The organism is candidate division Zixibacteria bacterium HGW-Zixibacteria-1 (assembly GCA_002838945.1).
GTDB lineage: Bacteria > Zixibacteria > MSB-5A5 > GN15 > PGXB01 > PGXB01.
On sequence record PGXB01000010.1, the window covers coordinates 131608 to 153037 of the forward strand.

The window sequence follows — 21430 nt, forward strand, 5'->3', positions numbered from 1 at the left end:
TTATTGATTGCCTTCGGGCCGATCGCGGGAGCTTGTAAACTGAAATCAAAGCAAGGCTTGGAGAAAAATAACATGACAAAAATTGGATTGTTCTATGGAAGCAATACCGGCCACACGGAGGAAGTCGCCGGTAAGCTTAGCGAGTACCTTCGGGATGCCGGTTATGATGTGGAGATGCACAATGTCGCCGGTACCGATTCCAATGACATGATAAAATATGACATGCTGATTATGGCGGCCTCGACCTGGAAGGACGGTGAGCTTCCCGAGGATTGGAAAACTGCCTATAACGAGTATGCCAATTTTGATTTTTCGGGAAAGCGGGTGGCCTTTGTCGGACTTGGCGATCAGGCCAATTATCCGCAGAATTTTGCCGATGCCGTCGGTAAGTTGGCGCGACCGGTGGATACCAATGGCGGGCGTATCTTCGGCCGGTGGCCGACAAGAGGATATGATTTCGAGTCTTCCCGCGCCGTCAAAGAGGATCATTTTTACGGATTGATTCTTGATGAAGATAACGAAGATGACCTGACGGACGAAAGAATTCGGGAGTGGACGGCACTCTTGAGCAGTGAACTTCAGGGCGGGGAATATTCGGTAAGCGGGGAAATGGTAGATGACACCGCCGAGCTGAACGACGGCGATGACATGGAACCCGACAACAACGACGATGATATAAAATAAATCAGCAAATGGCTGAACAACGTTGACGGCATATTCCGGACGCCAAAGCCTGATATGCCCGATAACGGCCTTTTGTAATTTCGGTCTATACAGCCAAACGGCCGGAATGGATTCCGGCAGAAAAAACCGGGTGAAAACACCCGGTTTTTTATTCTTTGTTATATCTTTGACACCAATCTGAATAGAATAACGTATATTCTTTGCGGTCATCCTGCTCGACATCGTGAATATCCGCTGAAATGATCAAAACCGATGAAGCCGGCCAGGCGCTTCTCAATTGCCTTGGCTGCTCATAGGAGGTAAATATGTCTGGTGAGGTTAAGTCTGTAAAGGAATTGGACTTTATACCGCCCGAGTCGATCCACCCATCGCCCGCCGACTGGCGGGATCAGTTTATATATTTCCTGATGGTCGATCGCTTCGATAATAATCAGGATAATATCCCCGCATACGACCCGGCCGCGACTCCCCAAAATCGCCGGGCCGAATCGGGCCGGAATTTTCAGGGAGGAAATCTCAAGGGAGTAATGCGACGGCTGGATTATATTAAAAATCTTGGCTGCACGGCTATCTGGCTGAGCCCCATATTCAAAAACCGCCGCGAAGATGATTTCACATATCATGGTTACGGCATTCAGGATTTTTTGGAAGTGGATCCCAGATTCGGGACATTTGCGGATCTCAGGAACCTGGTCCGCAAGGCTCATCGAAAAGGGATGTATGTGATACTCGATATTATTATCAATCACACCGGCGATAACTGGTCCTATCCTGAAGGTGTCGATGCCCTGTATCGCACGGAGCCATATCCCTTCGGGAAATGGCGCGAAGCCGACCCGGCCCCCGGCTTCCAGATGGATGACGCAGTCTGGCCGGAGGAACTTCAGGCTCCCCATTGCTATAAAAGACGCGGGCGCATCCGGGATTTTGCCAGTGCAAGTCATGATGAAGCTGTCAACGGCGATTTCTGTGATCTCAAGGAGCTGGATATAAAAAATAACACCGTGCTGGATACAATAATAAAAGCCTACAAGTACTGGATCGGCGCCGCCGATATCGATGGTTTCCGGGTCGATACGGTCAAGCATATGGAAAGCAGCGAAACCGCCATATTCTGTAATGCCGTCCGGGAGTACGCCCGCCGAATCGGAAAGACGAATTTTTTCATTTACGGCGAAGTGGTCGGTGATGATGCCGTGCTGCAAAAATATATCGGCCGCAACAGCCGAATAGACGGCACCGACGAGCGGTTCCCGTCACTCGATGCCTGCCTTGATTTTCCGTTGTACTTTATCCTTGAGGAAGTCATCAAGGGCTTTCAGTACTTTGCGGATTTATATAACAGGTACGAGCGATTCAAGACATTCTATGCCGACCATGGCGCCTCGGGGCAGTATTTTGTCACCTTCGTGGATAACCATGATCAGATGTCGCGGCCGCATCGCCGCTTCATGCATAATAATCCGAATACCCGACAGGCCGTTCTGGCCATAAGTTATTTGCTGATGAGCCAGGGGGTGCCGTGCATTTATTACGGGACCGAGCAGGGCTTCGACGGCGGCGGCGACAATGACAGGTATGTCAGGGAGTGCATGTTCGGCGGCGAATGGGGCGCCTTTGAGACCACCGGCGTGCATTTCTTCAATTCCAACCATGAAATATACCGCGGCATAGTGTGGATTGCAAAGGTTCGTGCCGAGCATGCCGCGCTCCGATACGGGCGGCAGTACTTTCGCGAAATATCCGCCGATGGCATATCCTTTGGTTTTCCGATAAAGGGCAACTGCACCCTGGCCTTTTCCAGAATACTTGACACCGATGAAATCCTGGTGGCACTGAATCTTGATGCCTCACCGCGGAATGACTGTATTACGGTGGACAGCAACCTGACACCTCCGGGAAGCGAGATGACGGACCTTCTCAATGGCGGCGCGCCGATTGCCGTCAGACAGGCCGGCGGCCGGGCTTATGTCCGGGTTCCGCTCGACGGGCACGGGGCGGCGATTTTAATGCGCAAACCGGCTTAGTGCATTGTGAATGCAATAATTAAAAAACCGGATGGGGGCACCCGGTTTTCCCATAAATGCATGGGATATATTTTATAGTTCCAGCGCCGTCTGGAGATCGCGCTCGTGCTCCTCTTCCATTATCAGAATATCTTCCAGCATCCGGCGCAAACCATAAAGACTCAACTCTTCGGCCTGTTTGATTCGCTCGCGGTATCTTGAAACCGCATTTTGTTCTCCGGCCAGGTCTTGTTCCAGCATGGTTCTGCTTGCGGGTGAGGTTTCGATTTTCTGCACTTTGGTGGTCGGCACACCGCCCAGGTAATCGATCTGTTGGGACAAAGTGACCGCATGCTGCATTTCTTCCTGCGAGTGAATTACCAATTCCTTGATAACGCCTTCATAATGCGGCCCGGTTATAACGGCGGTATGCTGAACATATTGAATTGCGGCCGCGAACTCCCACTCAAGATCTTCATTCAAAAGAGCAATCAATTGCTTCTTGGTGATAGGCATAGAAATACCCTCCGGATTTTATCTTGATATTAGTATAGATTGAAATAAATATACTAATCCCTTTCGGGATCGGTCAATCTCTAAAAGAAAAAAGCGGAAAATAAAGCGCCCGACAATAAAGTCGCCGCTTCTATGCAAACATCTCTTCGGCTTCTTTTACTTTACGTTCGGCTTCGAGCCAGTCGCCCATATCATTGCCGTGCGAATATCCGCGCCGTTCATACATCGAATAGGCTACTTTTCTGACAAATGTCTCGACACGCCCGCTTCCGGTGTTTTCAGCAAGTTCAATCATGGCGACACCGCCGTTTTTGGTGTGAACCTGCAAGCCGATGTCGTTGCCATCGGGATCCTTCTCGACAATAATTTCTTCGGGGTCCTTGATTGAGAGAATCGGCTGGGCCACTTTTTCTGGGGAGGTCCATCCGGCGTAGAACAATATTCCATCGATCAGCCGGCCCTTTTTCTCGACGGTCAAACCCATCAAGGGATATTCGCCGGAAAACTGAATATCGTTCTGATCCCTGTCGTTAAACCTGATGCTTGCCCCTCTCAACATGTTATCCGCCGAAAACTTGCGGCAGAACTTTCCCCATGTGTTGCGTTTTACTTCCTTTTTCATTTTATCCTCCTGATACTCGACATCGAATTTATATTTTATAAATACCAAAGGTGCTCTGCAGTTTGATCAAACCTTAAATTACAATAACTTGTTTTTATTCATATATGCCAATAGATTATTACGAATTGATTCCGCGATTATTATACAATCGTTTGAATATTATTTTTCTACTATTATTTTCGACAAAAAATGCCCTGAAATAAGGCATTAAGAGTCGATTTTTGTGGTCAGTTCGATAATCGGAGCCTCGGGCGGGCAGCCCAGACGGAAGGGGAACCAATGACCGATTCCGGATGATAAATACATCTGCGAGTTATTCTTGCGATATTGCCCCCATAAATACCGGTCGGTGAAGGCCGACCAGAGGCTGTGCCCGTTGATTCCGGCCTGGCCGCCATGAGTGTGCCCGGACAGGACCAGGTCAATGTCCTTTTCTGCCGCCGGGTCAAGCCCTTCCGGGCGATGCGACATTAAAACGGTGAAAGCTCCGGAAGGCCTGCCGACAAGCCCTTTTTCCATGGAATCACCCAGAAAATCATGATTTAGCCCGTGAATTTTGACTGGATCGTCACATCCCGCCAGATATAATGTTGCGCCGTTGATGTCTATGGTCTTGCCGGATGATCGGAGAAGCTCGATCGGGCCGCTTTCGAATGAATTGAGAACCTGGCTGATACCGCGGTAGTATTCATGATTGCCAAGCGAAGCATAAGAGCCAAAGCGCGGTTTAAGGCCATCCGCGATTTTGAGGGCATCGGGAAGGATTGTCAGATTGTCGGAAATGTCGCCGGTAAGCAGGACCAAATCAGGTTTGTATTCGGCGGCTTCCTCAAAAATTTCCTCATAATCTGACAGAAATTTGTAAATCCCAAGGTGCGAATCGCTTACATGCAAAATCCTGAAGCCCTCGAGTTGCGGCGGAAGATTTTCGAAGCTCATCGGCAAAGTATAAATATTGGTTTTTTGGAAAGAGCTGGCGATGCCGCCTCCACCGGTGGAAAGTGATATCAAAGGAATGGCCGCAGCGGCTCCCTTGAGAAAACTTCGGCGTTGAAGACTGATTTCATCCGATTTTTCAGCGGCTGACCGTTGTTTGCGCTTTTCCATCCGGGCCGATATCAGATTAAGCAGTCCCGAAAAAGGCAGGGCCATTATCAGGGCCAGCAGCGAAATCGCAATTAGAATAACCAGAATCGAGCCGATTTTTGACATCCATATCGATTTTGCCTGATAGCCCATTCCCCAGACAATCGAACCGATCAACCCGATAACCGGAAGCAGGACAACGGTTATGCGGATGAATTTCTTCTGCCACCAAGCCTTATTCAGGTACTTTAGCATCAGGATGTTGACAATGGTTAAAATAAGCAGGATTAAGATACCGAAGATGAAAGGTCCCAGATTGTGAATCATTATATTGTCTCTATATCAATAATAGTTTTGCACTTATAATCAGTTCATACGCCGCGTACACAGTCTTATAACGACAAAAACAACTATACGTTTCCACATATTTAAAAAAGAGCTTGATTTTCTTCTGGTTTGCGGCGTAATTGTTTATTGTAAAAGACATAGACCGTTGGGGGTGGCGCAAAGTTAACGCCTGAGATTATACCCCCTAACCTGATCCGGGTAATGCCGGCGTAGGGAAACGGGCCGAATCATATCAGATTCCAAACGTCCACTGTGCCGGTTCTGTGCGGCAGGTGGATTTTTTAGTAGATGGGAGTCCGATATGAAAAAGATGTTAATGATATTACTCCTGACGCTTTTCCCCGCCGCCTCCGCTTTGTTCGCCGCGGTTATTGATGGGAGAGTGCTTGATCGCGACGGACGACCGATCGAGGGCGTGAATATTCAAACCAATATATCATCGCTTCATTCCCGAACCGACCAAAGCGGCCTGTTCACACTCAATATCGGCGATCAGATGCCGGAGCATCTGACTTTCAGTCATGTCAGCTATCAGCCGTTTATGATTCAGTTGAAGAGCGGCATGAAGACAACCGGTCTGGAAATCATCCTCGATCAGGCGGTATATCCCGGCCAGAAAATCAAGGTGACGGCGATGCGCGCCGAGGCCGGGCTGACCCCGGTGGCTTTCGCGGATTTCACCGATGAGGATGTCGAACGGGAATATACGGTTCAGGATTTTCCCAAATTGCTGGAAACGACGCCCAATATGTACTCATATTTCTACACGGGCGGGAGCACCGGGGCCTCGGATTACAAGATTCGTGGTTTCGATTCGCAGAGAATCGGGACGTACATCAACGGCATTCCACTCAATGATCCCGAGGATAGGTTCACATACTTCTATGATATGGCCGACTTCGCCGCGGATGTCGAGGATATCCAGGTGCAGCGCGGTGTGGGCAATTCGCTTTATGGCGATGCCACTTTCGGCGGTTCGATCAATATTGCTTCGGCGGGGCTCGAACGAGTGCGAAAAGTCTCGGTCAGCTCAGGATACGGACAGTACTTCTATAATGGAGATCATATTTCGGATACCCGCAAGCAGGCGGTGGAGTTTTCATCGGGGTTGATCGACGGCCGCTGGTCGCTGGCCGGAAGGTACTCCAAACTTTACAGCGGCGGTTTTCGTGAGCATGCCTGGTACGACGGTTATGCTTATTTCCTGTCGCTGTCCAGGCTCGACCCTAACATGACCACCATCGTCAACATCTATGGCGGGCCGATGCAGGCACATCTTGCTTTCAATGGAATCGACCGTGCCACCGAAGCGGCCAACCGGCGCACCAACTGGGATGCGTACACCAACGAGATTGACGATTTCAGTCAGCCGCACTATGAATTGCATAATACATACAAGCTCAATGATTACACGACCCTGAAAAATACTTTGTACTATATCCGGGGCGAAGGGTACTATGAGCAGTACAAATCGGGCCGTGACATATTCGAATACAACATTCCGGCTTCATCGTTGATCGACCCTGAAATGAGCGAAATCGATTTGGTGCGGCAGAAATGGGTGACCAAGAACCAGTATGGCTGGAACCCCAGCCTGGACTGGGATCATGCCAACGGCACTGCCGTTTTCGGCGGCGCCTTCTACTATTTCGATTCGGAGCACTGGGGGCAGGTGATTTGGGCCGAGAATCTTTCGAGCCGTCTCGATCCGCGTCATCGGTACTATGAATATTTCGGCAGGAAATTATCGGCCTCGGTGTACGGGCTCGAATACTACTCCCTCACCGATAAGATCAAGCTGATGGGCAATCTTCAATTCCGGTTTCTGCGATATGATTTTGATCAGACCAGGCTGGGGGCATTGCCGGGGTACCAGTACGATATCAACTGGACCTTCATCTCGCCCCGCACCGGAATTACATACCAGCCCAATGTAAACAGCGATATTCATTTCAGCTTTGCGATGGCCTCGCGCGAACCGACCGATGTAACCATATATGATGCCGAAGAAGTCACCGCCTTCCCGAATCTGGCCGTTGAAAGCTATAATGTAAATCTTTCCGGCGACACGCTATATACCTTCGGCGATCCGACAATCGATCCGGAGCGGGTTTACAACTTCGAGCTGGGCGGCAATATCAAGAACGACCGCTATAAAGCCGGCTTGAACTTTTACTGGATGGAATTCAGGAATGAAATAATTCAGGATGGAGAGCTTGACGATGACGGCCGGCCGCGATTGGGCAATGCCGAGCGCTCGGTGCATGCCGGGGTGGAGTTCGACGGGAAATTCACCTATGATAAACATGTTTCACTCTCGGGCAATTTTTCATACAGCTACAATCGCCTCAAAGAGTATCTTGTTTACAAGGGGGCCGACAGTACAATCGATTACTCCGGCAATCCGACCGCCGGTTTCCCGGATTATATCGGCAACCTGATGATCGACTACAATAAGTCGCCGTTCAGACTGTCATATCAGTTGCGAGCAGTCGGGAAGCAGTACGTCGAAAACGGGAAGAACGAAGAACTGGCTATCGGCAGTTTTATGATATCGGCGATATCCGGATCGGTCTCACTGGGAAATATTACCGGGTTTGGTCGCTTAGTATTGTCGGTCCGGATCGATAATCTTTTCAACGCCAAATACGAGCAGGCCGGTTATGCCTATGAATGGGACGGCGCTTGGTACGGTGAGTATTATCCGGCGGCGGAACGGAATTTCTTTGCGCAGATTAAGTGGGAATTTGAATAGAACGGACACGGTAATTATTGGCGACGATTGATTACATCATAATTCTGGTCTATCTGGCGGCACTGATCGTTATCGGGTTCACCCGCCGCTCCGGCCGGGAAGAATCCGCGGCCGGGTTTATTCTGGGCGGGCGGATGCTGACCCTTCCGGCTTTCGTGGCGACGCTTGTCTCCACCTGGTATGGCGGCATTCTGGGTGTGGGTGAGTACTCCTTCCGGTTCGGTATCTCAAACTGGCTTGTTTTCGGCGTACCTTATTATATTGCCGCTTTGGTGTTTGCCTTATTTCTGGCCAAAAAAGCCAGAAGGGCCGAGATTCTTACTATCCCCGATCGGCTCGAGTCGGTTTATGGCCGCGGCACGGCGGTGGTCGGATCGGCCATACTTTTCTTTATGACATTGCCCGGGGCCTACATCCTGATGCTGGCGGTATTGATCGAATTTCTATTCGGCTGGCCGCTCTGGGTGGGCGCGGTGGTCGGAACGTTGTTCTCCCTGTTTTATGTTCACCTGGGCGGTTTTCGATCGGTCGTCCGAACCGACATGCTTCAATTTGTTTTGATGTTCCTCGGTTTTATCACCTTATTCATAGTCCTCGTTGCCCGTTATGGCGGCCCCGCTTTTATTATCCAATCGGTGCCGCCGGAAAATCTTACCTGGCACGGCGGCAACGGCGCCGCATATATCGCCGTATGGTATGTTATCGCGCTGGCAACACTTATCGAGCCGGCTTTTTATCAGCGCTGTTATGCGGCCAAAACAGAAGCGGTCGCCAAAAAAGGTATTCTGATTTCCATTTTATTCTGGATTGCCTTTGATTTTCTGACCACTTCCTGCGGCCTTTATGCCCGGGCGCTTCTCCCCGGCCTGGCCAACCCGATCAGTTCCTACCCGTCACTGGCCGCCCTTGTCCTTCCGGCCGGGCTTCTGGGGCTGTTTGCGCTGGCGTTATTGGCGACCGTGATGTCAACCGTCGATTCATATTCTTTCCTGGCCGCATCGACCTTTGGCCGCGACATAATCTGGCGCCTGTTTAAATTACCGGAGAGCAGGATTACTTTCTATACCCGCGTCGGGCTGTTTTTATCGGCCCTGTTGGCGCTGATGGCGGCGCTTTATTTTGATTCGATTGTGACTATCTGGCACCATTTCGGCTCGGTCGGAACCCCGGCTCTGCTGGTTCCGCTGTTCTCTGCTTTCAACGGCAAACGCCGGATGCCGCCCAAGATCGCCTTGATTTCGGTGGTTCTGTCGGGCGGATTGTCGCTGGTCTGGCTGCTGTCGGAAAATTTCGGCTCAACCGGCGACTACTGGCTCGGAATTCAACCCATTTTCCCCGGCCTGATTATTTCGATTTTAATATTCCTGTTCGGAAGCAAAAAAGAGATACTATCGTCTAAATCGTCTTCTTAGTGCGAGTAAGAATAGGGATAATAAAACAGTCAAAAATATTTTTTGAAAAATACTAATAACATCTGTGTAAATTGAAGCCGATGATAAATCGCTTATTTTATAGAAGGTCATATTAGCCAAAGAATAAATTAGGACACATAAATAATTATTGCAGCCATTAATACCCGACTTCACAAATAAGAGACTTGATACAAGAGAGAGGGCAACAAGCCATATTAATGGCTTAATATAACTTTCACCATAATTTGAAAATAATTTATATAATGCAATAAAAGAAAAAAGTTCCCTGCGTAACCACCTTAAAGGTTTCAACTTGTTTTCAATCTGGTTTCTCCTCGCTTCCATTTCTCTATAATGCCAATCGCTAGCCGTATCATAATCTCGTTTTTCTTCACAATTTTTTTTGAGCTGCACGTAAAGGCGTCTTAATTCGGCATTGTTAATAATTAAGGGCTCAGTCAATTCATTCCACAGAATATTCCTATTATTTTTTTTGGGCCAAATTGGATTGATAAAATAGATCTTTTCAATAATAGAATTCTCAAAAGTAGTTTTAGTTAAGTCGGCGTCTAAGAATTTTGCGCTCTTCATTTGATCAAAATTAATATTGTCATAAAATAAATATGGAACATAGCTGTATTCTTGTTTCCAATTAGCAAATTGAAAATTTCCTGAAAAAATGATACCGCTTAATATCAATCTATCAAGATTGCCAAGAATCATATGAAAGACATTGAATACTTGATTGTCTTTGGCCCATAATCCTATTGAAAAATCACTGGATTCTATTGTCGCACTGTTAAAGTCAATCTCTTTAGCTGAAAAATAAGAAGATGCAAATGGCCTTTGATCACAAGCCCATTTTAATTGGGATAAATCAATTCTATCCAAATCCAAAAATGCGCAGTGATCAAATATTCGGGAATGATGATTTTCATTAAACTCCGCATTAAAAAAGGATAAATTTTTTCCATTAAACTGGCATAATTTAAAATAAGTATTTAGAAATTTCGCAGAACTAAAGTCAGCATCAAAAAAATGGCATTTATCAAAAATACAATTGAAAAATTTGCTGTAGCAAAACATTACCTGGCGATTTTGAAAAATATCACCTTCCAATGTGACGCCTTTTGGGAATGTCATATCGTTCATATATATTATGTCTGCCCTGGTCTCATCAACATAGCGCTTAAGGGCTGCGACAAAATCCTTTGGTGAATTATGTAAAGATGTGGAATGTATATCACAGTAACCATGTGGCATAGGTTTTCTGCCACAGATTTCGCCATTAGATAATCTATGAGGGCAGGCATCCGACATAAAATAAGAATAGTCTTCTTTTCTCAAAAAGTCCATAAGTATTTCTGGTGTGGTATATCCAAGATTATTAGTAAAAACTTCGCTAACCTTAGGGTTTCGGTTTGAATGCGACACCCAACTCCTTGAGTATTAATAAAATAACCTATGATTTTACTGTCAGATAGTTATGGCTTGTAAATTATCTATTTGTTCTTTATTTTAACTTTTTAATTACGTTCCTTAGGCAATACAGGCAAAGAAGTAGGGGAAATAATAATTATTAACGGTGGCAATATGATTGATATCGAAAAAATCCAGCGGTTTCTGAAAGATGAAAAACTCGACGGCTGGCTGATGGCCGATTTCCACGCGCGCAACAGTATTGCCGTCGAATTTCTCAGCCTGACGGTGCACCTGACCCGCCGGGCCTTTTATTTTATACCGGTCGATGGCGAGCCGGTCATGATCGTGCACAATATCGAAAAGGACCGCTTTCTGCATCTTCCCGGAATCAGAAGGTATTTCTCATCATACAAGCATCTGGAAACGTACCTGGCCGAAACGCTTAAGGGTCACAAAAGGATCGCCATGGAATATTCGCCCAACGGGCGGCTGCCGTATATCGGGCTGGTCGATGCTGGCACCATCGAGCTGGTTCGATCGACCGGCGTCGAGATTGTCCCATCGGCCGATATCGTGTCTTATTTTCAGGCGCGGATGACTTCGGAGCAGGTGCAAATGCACCGGAAGGCGTCCGACCTGGTGATGCGGATCAAGGATGATGCTTTCAAGTTCATCGGCGACTCGCTAAGGCACAAGCAGTTTGTCAACGAGCGGATGGTGGTGCTTCATATATTGCGCCGTTTCGAGGAGTACGGCATGACGGCCGACTTTCCCCCGTGCGTGGCTATCGATACCAACATCGTCAACCCGCATTATGAACCGAGCGAGGACAGGTCCTCGCCGATTGTCAAAGGCAACCTGGTGCTGATCGATATGTGGGCCAAACTGAAAACGCCGCACTCGGTTTATGCCGATATTACCTGGATGGCCTATGCCGGCGAGGAAGTACCCAAAGAGTACAGCGAAATATTTTCGGTTGTCACCTTTGCCCGCGATAAGGCGATTAATTTCATCCGGCAGAAAATGCTCGAAGGGCCGGTTTTCGGTTATGAAGTCGATGATGCCTGCCGCAGTGTTATTCGAGAAGCCGGCTACGGCGATAATTTTTTCCACCGCACCGGACATTCGATACTTGACAGCGTGCATGGCCCCGGCCCCAATATCGACAACCTTGAGACCGAGGACCGGCGGCGGCTGCTTCCGGGACATCTTTTCTCGATCGAGCCGGGAATATACTTGGACAAATTCGGGGTCAGGACGGAAATTAACTGCATGCTGACCGAGTCGGGCCCGGAAGTTACCACCCTTCCGATGCAAACCGAAATTTTACCGCTGATACGATAAAATATGTAATATGTATTTTACTCCGCGAATGATTCAGATCGTGGCCGATCAGTACGGCTACCCGCCCGTGCTGGCCATGAATGTGCCGGTCAGCCAGGATGAGTATGATTTTATTCGGTCAACGCAGTCATACGGGCGATGCCATGATATCACGATGTACATCTTCAAGGGCAGTCAGGTCATTGTCAATTCGAAACATCATTACCCGGACGGTCTCTACCGGGCGCCTTCGGGCGGGTTGAAACCGGGCGAGGATTTCCTCGAAGGGGTGTACCGCGAAGCCTATGAAGAAACCGGGTGCAAGATCGAATTGCAGAAATATATTCTTCAGATCAATGCTTATTTTTCAAGCGGTAAGAAGTCGATTCCATGGCGGACACACATTTTCACGGCCAATTATAAGTCGGGTAAAATCAGGCCGGTCGATATTCGCGAGATCCGCGAGGCCAAACTGGCCGATTTATCCGAATTCGAAGAGTATAAGAAAATAATCAGGACATTGGAATCGGGCGGGTTATCATACCGCGCCCGCCTTCACGACGAAGTGCTGCGGTTTTTGTAGATTTATCGAGACAGGTACTTACCCCAGCGGGGCTTTGGTCAATCTGATGTCATCGATCCAGACAACGCCGGTGCCGTTGACCACCAGGTTAAGCTTGATCCGGTCCGGAATCTGACCCTTCTGCAGGAAAAATGGTGTCTCTTTATGCCGCCAACTGCTGGTGCCCGAAATGGGCGACTTTAAATCGCGCGAGAAATATTCGCCCAGGCCGTCGAAACAGCAGTACATCTCGAGATAGGCAAGTCCTTTGAGTTCGGCCGAACGAAGTTTGGCTTCATAGACCAGTTTGGCATCATCGATATCAATGCCTTTCAAAACATACAGTTCCACCACAATCGGCTCATCGCAGTCAATCTTGATGGAGCCGTTGCCGTCGGCGCTGATACTCGGGTCGAATTCAACATATTCTTCCGAAATAATATCATTCAGGTCGGATATGGGCAGCCGCATGATTTCGGTAGTGGTCAACATGGCCCCGGAACAGCCGCATAAAAACATGATTCCGGCAATAATTATCGATATCAATGCATTTAATTTTCTCATTATAACTCCATGGCTGATATAATTGTTATCGGTTGTGGGGCGGCAGTCTTAAACATCATCAAAGAAATGGCGGAGATTTAATTTTATTTGCTTCAGAATAAGATGTTTTTACATTGTTGCCAAAACTTAATTTTATATTAACGAAATGGCTTTAAGATGATCAGGATGTTGGATAAATCGGAATTCGAATGTTTTTTCGAGCTTATGGGCGAAGTCGAACTGGGCAAACACTTCCGGCCCGATGATGCGAAACATGTCGCGTGGCTCAATAGAAAGATCGACCGGTATTTCTATATCGGCGCAAAATTTTTCGGATTGTTTCTCGACGATAACACGCCGGCCGGGTTTACTTCTTTGCTGATCAATGAAAAACTATTCTGCCCAAATAATGCCGAGATACTCGATATCGGCGTTTTTCCGAAATTTCGCGGCCAGGGCTTTGGTTCGGAACTGTTTAAATATGCCGAGAAACTGGCACAAGGGGCGTCGGTTTACTGTCTGTTTTCCCGCACCTATGCCGCCGATTATAAAGTGTTATCATTCTATGGCAGAAACGGTTATGTACCGGTGGCGGTGATGCCTGATCTCAACGGACCGAACGACGAAGGCGAGATTTTTGTCCGAAAGTTGCTTTAAGTCCTGATCTCATTTGGTTCTCTTCACCAAACGGGGGAACCAGTCTTCACTCTTTATTGTTTTACCATTAATTATATAGCCGCTGAATGCGGAAATAACTAAAAGGGGTATTTATGTATAGAACCGGCAAAGTTGCCATAATTATAATTCTGTTATTTGTCAGCGGACCCATGATAATTTCATTTCTGGAGCGGGATTCGGCCGGGATGATGTCGGCTGTCGCTGACAATGCTGTCACAAGCGATAGTTCCAAAGGAGAAAAAATGCCCGATAAAATAGTCAAAACCGATGAAGAATGGAAAAAGCTGCTGACGCCCGAGCAATACCGGGTTGTCCGTGAAAAAGGGACCGAAGCTCCGTTCACCGGAAAATATTACAAAACCAAAGAAGCCGGCGTTTATGTCTGTGCCGCCTGCGGGAATGAATTGTTTACATCCGACACTAAGTATGATTCCGGATGCGGCTGGCCGAGTTTTTACAAACCGGCCATCGAAGCCAACATCGAAACACATTCCGACAGCAGTCTGGGTATGCGGCGGACCGAAATTGTCTGCAGCCGGTGTGGAGCGCACCTGGGACATGTTTTCGATGACGGCCCGAAGCCGACCGGCCTTCGCTACTGCGTTAATTCGGCCTCCCTTAATTTTGAAAAAGCCTCCGATAAATAAATTCGACAACACATAATTACATCTTTCCGGTTGACAAATCGTCATTAATCAGCTTTTAATATCTCTATTGGGGTTTGTTGAAAGTGAATGGCACAACCTCGATTTGTGAACCTTTAGATGGGAAGATTATATCATGAAATTACCGGTATATGTGACGGTCGAAGAAGTTCAAAGAGTCTGCAAAGAATTAAAGATCAGTGACTGGACAAGAATAACCAAGCCGGCGGTCTCCGAGTCGGAAGCGGCGATAGTCCTCAAGGAAATCGATGCGGGCGATATGAAGGTCAATCTGGAAGATTTCCGTCAGGGGCTTGAGGTCGAACTGGAACATGGCGTTATGTTCAGTGAAGCCAATGTCACCAATAATCATCCTGTGCTGACCGGTAAAATTGTCCTGGCGCATTTCAAGGAAACGCTGGACTATTATAAACGCCTTGATGTTGCCGAAATTGAAGGGGATATTTTCAAGGCGGTCAAAGCGGGTAAAATCGAAAAACTGGATCGACTCTACCGTAAGCTGATCGCGGCCAAAAAAATCATGGCCGACACCGAAGCCGACCAAATCGGCTGATAATCAAAGTTTCCGCTGCCGGGTTTTTCTGAATCCGGCAGCTTTTTTTTCTCAATTTTCCCGGAACAAGAGTATATTATTGTAGACGCTTAATGATTTGGGCCGATGTCTCTGGCATTCCATCTGATATCGACAGCATTTTATTCGAAGACTAAAAACTTTGGGGCCCCAAAACTGCAGGGAGGTGTTCAATGAAGACCTTTGTCCTGATGACTAAACTGGCATCCCCCAATGCACGTCTGGTCGAAATCGGTGCCAAGCATAAGGATCGCTCATGGAGCGGACGCGCCTGGTTGAAAGAAATAGAGGATAAATGTCCTGAAATCAAGTTCCTGGCACATTATGCTCTGATGGGTTACTGGGATTCGATGCATATTTATGAGGCGCCTGATGAGGAAACGGCCGCAGTGGTATCCATGATGACGCGCTCTCATGGCGCCGCCCAGGTCGAAAGCTGGCTGGCTCTGCCTTATGAACGCATCCTCAAATTGACCGAAGATATGGAGTGTCCGAAAACCGAAAAAACCGAATAATTCTGAGCAACCGTCACCACCTGAATCTGCAGTCCGCGGCTGCCGGGTCACCGCCCGGCAGCTTTTTTTTGCGACCCTGTCCGGACACCGCCAAAATGCATTTGCCTCGACGCCCATAATCATTTAATATTATCATAAACATATTAACGGCGCGGAGGTTTGAATGTTTTCTCGAAGGACCGTGGCGGGGCTGCTGATAATTGCTGTGATCATGATTCATTCCGCTTATGCGGGCGATAGTACTATATATCCCGATGATGTCGCCGCGGTTCTTGATTCCGCCGGGAATAATCGGGGCGAACTGGAAAAAGTGCTGATGTACTACCACGACGGCGCCGACACGCTCAAATATGATGCCGCCTGTTACCTGATCGGTAACATGCAGGGTCATTGCTACGCCACCTATGCCCTGAAAGACAGTCTTGAAAATGAATACGAACTGAATGTCCTGGCATATCCCGATTTCGAAAGCCTCCTGGTCGATTTCGACAGCATGCAGACCCGGTATGGTGCCCTTGATTTCGGCCGCAAGGATTTAATCTATGATGTAGATTCAATAACAGCCGATTTCCTGATCAATCAAATCGATTATGCTTTTCGCGCCTGGCGCGAACGGCCCTGGGCCAAAGCTTTGACATACGATCAATTCCGCGAATATGTCCTGCCGTACCGCGGAAGCGATGAACCTCTCGAAGAGTGGCGGCAGTATTTCTGGGATAAGTACAACGGCATCGACAGCATTATGTATGACCCCAATGACCCGATTGAAGCGGCCTCGATTATAAACGACAGCGTTATGTCATGGTTCAAGTTCGACCGTCGCTATTATCTGCACCCGACCGATCAGGGTTTGTCGGAAATGCTCGACACCAAAATGGGGCGATGTGAGGATATGACCAACCTGACCATTTACGCCATGCGGGCCAATGGTCTGGCCGTTACAAGTGATTATACTCCATACTGGGCCAATGCCGGGAATAATCACGCCTGGAACGCCATTGTCGATGCGGAAGGCAAAGTGGTTCCGTTTATGGGGGCGGAAAGCAATCCGGGCCGGTATGCGCTTCAGTACAAACCGGCCAAAGTGTACCGCAAGATGTTCGGACTTCAAAAAGACAACCTGATTTTCCGGGAACGTAAACAGGAGAAAGTCCCCGGCTGGCTGGCCGGCAAAAGTTATATCGATGTCACCGCCGCCTATATTGATGTTTGTGATGTCTTGCTTCCACTTGAAAACTCCGATCCCGACTCGATTGATATTGCCTACCTGTGCGTTTTCAACGATAGCGACTGGCGGGCGATTGACTGGGGAGAAATAAAGAACGGTGCGGCCCTGTTCCGCGATATGGGCGTAGATGTCGCCTACATTCCCGCCTTATATATAAATGAGAAAATCGAGCCATGCGGCACGCCGATTATATTGCATGATAATGCCGCTGTCGAAAAACTTGCAGCCGACAGCAGCAAGCTTATTTCGATAATCGTCACTTCCACGACCAAAGTGAAACAGGACACTTCAACCGATGGCGTCGAGAGAACATATTTGACACCGGACAAAGAATATGAGTTATTTTTCTGGGACGGCGGCTGGAAAACCGCCGGGAAGAAAACCGCCGGTGAGGAACCGCTTGTATTCGAGAAAGTCCCGGCCGGGGCGCTTTACCGGCTGGTGGGCGATGGATCGGACAACGAAGAGAGAATTTTCACCTATACCGATGACTGCCAGGTATGGTGGTAACGGGGGAGACTAAAATGAAAATGCCGATTCTTACCATTATATATGCGGTTGCATTGATACTTCTCGGAGTCATCGGTTTTGGCGTTACCGGCGCCGCCAGTGTCACCGCATTGATACCGGCTTATTTCGGAGCCGTCGTTTTGATTTTTGGCCTTCTGGCCTTCCGTGATAAATATCGCAAACGCGCCATGCATGCCGTCTCATTGCTAAGCCTCATCGGATTTATCGCGACTATTTCCGGTCCGGCAAAAATGTTCACGCTGTTGTCCGGGGGTGAGGTGGCAAGACCGGCGGCAGTGATCAGCCAGTCGATTATGGCCGTTTTATCATTATTGTTTTTCTTGCTTTGTCTGAAATCATTCATTGATGCCCGCGGGGGGGCGGCCGGACCGGGAGGTAAAACATCATGAAATCAATATTTATTACGACCAATTTAAAACAATTGCTATCGTACCCACGGTCTATGAAACCTGCGAAACATTCGGGATTGAAATAGAAGAACTGGAGCAACTTTTCCCCGACGGCTATCATCGCGGGGCGGTAAAGATTGCCGGTTTACGGGTTCGTTAAGATACGACAGGCAAAGCCTCTTCAGCTTGCCACCTCGGTTTTCTTTCCAAAGGCGCCGATCGCGTCCTCAATCGAATCGTACACATCAAAAATCGACAGCAGCCGCGTTATGGTCAATAGCGAATTGATCCGATCGGTAATATTGACGATCTTCAAATGTCCCTTGTTGTTTTTCATGGCTGCCAGCGCCGTTATCATCATACCCATCCCGACCGAACTCATCCACTCCACTTTGGCAAGATTAATAACTACTTTTTTAAAGCCGTTGTTGATGTACTCATGCATCTTCCCATGAAACATGGTCGCATCATTGCCGCCGATCACCTTACCTTCAAGACTGATTATAGCCACTCCGTCCCTGAAATCATCCTTCATCTTCATTTTAGATCTCCATCTTTCGAATTATTGGCCGGGGCCGATTGGTACATATTGAACGAAAATGATCTATGATTGTTTCGTCTATATGTTATATACGTCAAAATCGGCACACATATATCTCTTTTAATGAAAATACTTGAATCCGGGAATAATATTCAATAGCTTTTATTGTCCGAGATATAATATCCCGGGAGGTTCTCTTTATGACCACAAAAAAACAGCCGGAGAAACTTATCTGCCCGATTTGCAGTCTGGATAAACCGAAGGCCGAAGTGCGTTCCGCTTATCTTGTTCACGGGCCGGTCGGAGAACTGATCCGAAAACAGCATCCCGACTGGGACCAGAGCCATGTTATCTGCAATTCATGTCTTAATAGCTTCCGGGCGGAATATGTCGAGGATATCCTTGAAGGCCAGCGCGGCGATCTTTCAACTATTGAGAATACGGTCATCGACAGCCTGAAAGAACAGGAAGTTCTGTCCAAAGACGTGAATGAAGAATTTAATAAGGAGTTGACTCTTGGCCGGAAATGGGCCGACAAGGTGGCTTCTTTTGGCGGAAGCTGGAACTTTATAAGCATTTTTGCGGCTGTCTTATTCATCTGGATTCTGATTAACAGTATTGTTTTACTGGCCCGCCCCTTTGACCCGTATCCTTTTATCTTGCTTAATCTTGTGTTATCCTGTCTGGCCGCTATTCAGGCTCCGGTGATTATGATGAGCCAGAATCGGCAGGAAGCTAAGGACCGCCTTCGGGCCGAACATGACTATCAGGTTAACCTTAAGGCCGAAATCGAGATACGGCACCAGTTGATTAATCATTTCTGGCAACGCTTGCTGGAAATCCAGCAAATCCAGACCGATCTTATGCGTGACCTGACCGATAAATCGGATAATAAAGAATAGCATATTCCGGCGACTGATTTTTTTGAATACCGTTGCATTAATTAAAGTATATTATGAAAACAAGGAGTGATTATAAATGTCCGGAGCACCCATAATAGCATCATCAGTCGGGGCCATTGCCGCCGCCGAGCGGATGAGAGAAGAGGAGGAGAATATGACCTCTTATGATAAAAATGATATCAATGGCTGGGAATTCAAAATAATGCGCAGCAACCTGGGCCGGTTCTCCAGCTATGAGACGGTCAAAAAGATATGCGAGCAGGAAGCTAAAGCGGGCTGGGAACTGGTGGAAAAATTCGACCAGTACCGCCTTCGCTTCAAGCGCCGAATCGAAATGCGCGCTAAGGATCAATATCTCGATTTTGATCCGTATCGTACCGGCATCAGCGGGGGCGGCGGAATTGCCGCCATGATAATCGGGCTTTCGCTGCTGGCGCTCGGCGCCCTGATCTTTGGGATAATTTACCTTAAGGGTCAGCATATCAGGATTGAGCCGGGCGGAATCATCATGATTATTGTCGCGGTCGGCATTGTGGTCCTGCTGATCGGCCTGATTGCCATGAGAATAGGGCGTGTGGGCCGGCGTTAGCGGCAAGTATCGAATAAATGCGCATGGTCAGGATCATTTGGATCCTGACCATTTTTTATTTTATTTGCGTTCACAAATTTAATGTCAGAAAACCGATTGGCGACTACACCCCGCGGGGCTTGATGCCAAGAATCCGTAAGTACTGAAAAATCTGGCTTCTGTGATGAATTTCGTGCTGGAAAATATGCGTAAATATTGTCAGTCCGTTGTATTCGATTTTATACGGTTTTCCGTCCTCCTCACCTTCTCTGGTGTATACTCTATCCAGGACATCCGGCGGTTCGGCAAAGAATTGCTCCAGGCGGTCCCAGTGCGCATCGAGATACCGGGCGATCTCCTCTTTTGAGGGGCACTTCTGACCGGCGACAGACAGATCAGTGTTTTTCCGACCCTTCACAATGTCGCCATACCACCAACCTGAAGTCTCGCAGATATGCAAAAACACCTTCCCCAGCGGAATCATTTCTTCGGTCGGCATCCAGTCGAGTTTATCTTCCGGCGTCAGTTCGAAAGCTTTCATCAGTCCCGACTTCAAATTCCCGTGCCAGAATTCGATTTGCCGCGCCAGCAGTTTATTGTTATCGGACAACATGTTACCTCCGGAATAAATTAGTACTGAGGTTTCTGACTATATCACTAAGTTTGTCTATTAGGTTTTCGGGGATAGGAAATATTGCAGATAGCTCAAACTTTAACAATAGTATCGGAATTCAAATAGTTCGGGGCGTATTTTGACGCCGGCCTGCCGCCACAAATTTATTAGAAATATTGAACCAATATCCTCCAATCAGGCCCGCGGCGGCTTGATGCCCAGGATCCGCAAATAATGAAAAATCTGGCTCCGGTGATGAATGTCGTGCTCCAAAATATGCGTAAAAATCCAGTAGCCGTTTTTTTCGATCTTCCATTGCCGGCCTTCATGGACACCTTCACGGATATACATCTTGTCAAGTATCTCCGGCGACTCGGCAAAAAAGCGCTCCAATCGCTGCCAGTGCTCATCGAGATGTTTGGCGATGTCCGCTTTGGGCGGGCATTTTTGCCCTCGCACGGCCAGCTCGACTGAGGCTTTGCCTTTCATGATATCTGCGTACCACCAGTCCGAAGTTTCGCAGATATGCAAAAAGACCTGCCCGAGCGGGATCATGTTCTCGGCCGGTGTCCAGTCGAGTTTATCCTCGGGCATTTGCTCGAACGCGGCCATGAGCGCTTTTTTGTATGGCCCGCGCCAGTATTCCACCTGCTGCACCAGCAGCTTGTTGTTATCGGACAGCATCTTTTCCTCCGGTGGTTTGGATTTATAGGATATACGGGAAAGGTAAACCTAAGTTTTATCCATAGTCAACCTTAGAATTGCGGGCAGATGTGGACATCTGCCGCGCACAAAAACAGCATGCTGTGGGGCACTCAGGCGCGGCAGTTCTGGGATGCACAAAAAACCCGTTGTCATTCCCGCGAAGGCGGGAAGGTGGATTCACATTTGAAGTGCAACAATTGCTCTAAAAATACTTCAGACGGTGTTTGAAAGTCCAGACATTTTCT

22 protein-coding genes, 1 pseudogene and 1 riboswitch are annotated in these 21430 nt (G+C 48.0%); of the genes and pseudogenes, 15 read left to right on the forward strand and 8 right to left on the reverse strand.

Translation table 11 applies throughout. From position 1 onward, the window contains the following. Positions 1-72 precede the first annotated feature (72 nt). Together CVT49_06090 and CVT49_06095 are read left to right on the forward strand one after the other, a co-directional pair. The gene (locus CVT49_06090) at positions 73-684 is read left to right on the forward strand and encodes a flavodoxin (GenBank protein PKK83994.1); all 612 of its coding nucleotides are present in this window, start codon (positions 73-75) and stop codon (positions 682-684) included. 305 nt (positions 685-989) lie between these two features. Beyond that, complete coding sequence (locus CVT49_06095; GenBank protein PKK83995.1) at positions 990-2711, forward strand: alpha-amylase; 1722 nt, start codon at positions 990-992, stop codon at positions 2709-2711. 72 nt (positions 2712-2783) lie between these two features. Here the strand turns inward: CVT49_06095 and CVT49_06100 are convergent, their stop codons facing one another. The 3 genes from CVT49_06100 to CVT49_06110 form a co-directional block, all read right to left on the reverse strand. Next, on the reverse strand, positions 2784-3206 hold the full coding sequence (locus CVT49_06100; protein PKK83996.1) for a ferritin: 423 nt from the start codon (positions 3204-3206) through the stop codon (positions 2784-2786). A gap of 130 nt (positions 3207-3336) precedes the next feature. Next, positions 3337-3876: a hypothetical protein gene (locus CVT49_06105; GenBank protein PKK83997.1), complete on the reverse strand. Its 540-nt coding sequence runs from the start codon at positions 3874-3876 to the stop codon at positions 3337-3339. Between the two features lie 159 nt (positions 3877-4035). After that, entirely contained in the window at positions 4036-5241 is a 1206-nt protein-coding gene (locus CVT49_06110) for a hypothetical protein (GenBank protein ID PKK83998.1), read from the reverse strand. A 158-nt stretch (positions 5242-5399) separates the two neighbouring features. Then, positions 5400-5495, forward strand: a riboswitch (TPP riboswitch). 68 nt (positions 5496-5563) lie between these two features. Here CVT49_06110 and CVT49_06115 point away from each other — a divergent pair. Both CVT49_06115 and CVT49_06120 read left to right on the forward strand, forming a co-directional pair. Beyond that, the gene (locus CVT49_06115; GenBank protein ID PKK83999.1) at positions 5564-8017 is read left to right on the forward strand and encodes a hypothetical protein; all 2454 of its coding nucleotides are present in this window, start codon (positions 5564-5566) and stop codon (positions 8015-8017) included. Positions 8018-8034: 17 nt separating this feature from the next. After that, positions 8035-9429, forward strand: a complete 1395-nt coding sequence (locus CVT49_06120; GenBank protein ID PKK84000.1) for a hypothetical protein — start codon at positions 8035-8037, stop codon at positions 9427-9429. On the opposite strand, the gene CVT49_06125 is transcribed toward CVT49_06120, so the two are convergent. After that, positions 9406-10692, reverse strand: a complete 1287-nt coding sequence (locus CVT49_06125; GenBank protein ID PKK84001.1) for a hypothetical protein — start codon at positions 10690-10692, stop codon at positions 9406-9408. The two genes, CVT49_06120 and CVT49_06125, sit on opposite strands and share 24 nt — an antisense overlap. A 330-nt stretch (positions 10693-11022) precedes the next feature. On the opposite strand from CVT49_06125, the gene CVT49_06130 reads away from it, so the two are divergent. Together CVT49_06130 and CVT49_06135 are read left to right on the forward strand one after the other, a co-directional pair. Continuing rightward, on the forward strand, positions 11023-12195 hold the full coding sequence (locus CVT49_06130; protein ID PKK84002.1) for a hypothetical protein: 1173 nt from the start codon (positions 11023-11025) through the stop codon (positions 12193-12195). A gap of 10 nt (positions 12196-12205) precedes the next feature. Continuing rightward, complete coding sequence (locus tag CVT49_06135; protein ID PKK84003.1) at positions 12206-12757, forward strand: hypothetical protein; 552 nt, start codon at positions 12206-12208, stop codon at positions 12755-12757. A gap of 18 nt (positions 12758-12775) precedes the next feature. Here the strand turns inward: CVT49_06135 and CVT49_06140 are convergent, their stop codons facing one another. Beyond that, positions 12776-13207 carry a hypothetical protein gene (locus CVT49_06140; GenBank protein ID PKK84004.1) on the reverse strand — a complete coding sequence of 144 codons (432 nt, stop codon included), beginning with the start codon at positions 13205-13207 and terminating at the stop codon, positions 12776-12778. A 249-nt stretch (positions 13208-13456) separates the two neighbouring features. Here CVT49_06140 and CVT49_06145 point away from each other — a divergent pair, with 249 nt between their 5' ends. From CVT49_06145 to CVT49_06175, 7 genes and pseudogenes are all read left to right on the forward strand, one after another. Beyond that, positions 13457-13936 (forward strand): hypothetical protein, encoded by a 480-nt coding sequence (locus tag CVT49_06145; protein ID PKK84005.1) that lies wholly within the window; start codon positions 13457-13459, stop codon positions 13934-13936. Positions 13937-14106: 170 nt separating this feature from the next. Next, positions 14107-14604 carry a peptide-methionine (R)-S-oxide reductase gene (msrB, locus tag CVT49_06150; GenBank protein ID PKK84018.1) on the forward strand — a complete coding sequence of 166 codons (498 nt, stop codon included), beginning with the start codon at positions 14107-14109 and terminating at the stop codon, positions 14602-14604. Positions 14605-14737: 133 nt separating this feature from the next. After that, complete coding sequence (locus tag CVT49_06155; protein PKK84006.1) at positions 14738-15175, forward strand: hypothetical protein; 438 nt, start codon at positions 14738-14740, stop codon at positions 15173-15175. A 191-nt stretch (positions 15176-15366) separates the two neighbouring features. Continuing rightward, a complete protein-coding gene (locus CVT49_06160) occupies positions 15367-15708 on the forward strand; it encodes a GYD family protein (GenBank protein ID PKK84007.1) in 342 nt (113 codons plus the stop codon). A gap of 163 nt (positions 15709-15871) precedes the next feature. Then, positions 15872-17446, forward strand: a complete 1575-nt coding sequence (locus tag CVT49_06165) for a hypothetical protein (protein ID PKK84008.1) — start codon at positions 15872-15874, stop codon at positions 17444-17446. 14 nt (positions 17447-17460) lie between these two features. Continuing rightward, on the forward strand, positions 17461-17856 hold the full coding sequence (locus CVT49_06170) for a hypothetical protein (protein PKK84009.1): 396 nt from the start codon (positions 17461-17463) through the stop codon (positions 17854-17856). 40 nt (positions 17857-17896) lie between these two features. Then, a pseudogene (locus tag CVT49_06175) lies at positions 17897-18016 on the forward strand (sulfurtransferase TusE). Between the two features lie 21 nt (positions 18017-18037). Here the strand turns inward: CVT49_06175 and CVT49_06180 are convergent. Then, positions 18038-18397 (reverse strand): anti-sigma factor antagonist, encoded by a 360-nt coding sequence (locus tag CVT49_06180; GenBank protein ID PKK84010.1) that lies wholly within the window; start codon positions 18395-18397, stop codon positions 18038-18040. A 200-nt stretch (positions 18398-18597) separates the two neighbouring features. On the opposite strand from CVT49_06180, the gene CVT49_06185 reads away from it, so the two are divergent. Beyond that, complete coding sequence (locus CVT49_06185; protein PKK84011.1) at positions 18598-19299, forward strand: hypothetical protein; 702 nt, start codon at positions 18598-18600, stop codon at positions 19297-19299. A gap of 76 nt (positions 19300-19375) precedes the next feature. Continuing rightward, positions 19376-19888 (forward strand): hypothetical protein, encoded by a 513-nt coding sequence (locus CVT49_06190; GenBank protein PKK84012.1) that lies wholly within the window; start codon positions 19376-19378, stop codon positions 19886-19888. 103 nt (positions 19889-19991) lie between these two features. Here CVT49_06190 and CVT49_06195 read toward each other — a convergent pair whose 3' ends face one another. Next, positions 19992-20480 (reverse strand): hypothetical protein, encoded by a 489-nt coding sequence (locus CVT49_06195; GenBank protein PKK84013.1) that lies wholly within the window; start codon positions 20478-20480, stop codon positions 19992-19994. 195 nt (positions 20481-20675) lie between these two features. Continuing rightward, positions 20676-21164 (reverse strand): hypothetical protein, encoded by a 489-nt coding sequence (locus CVT49_06200; GenBank protein ID PKK84014.1) that lies wholly within the window; start codon positions 21162-21164, stop codon positions 20676-20678. Positions 21165-21430 lie beyond the last annotated feature (266 nt).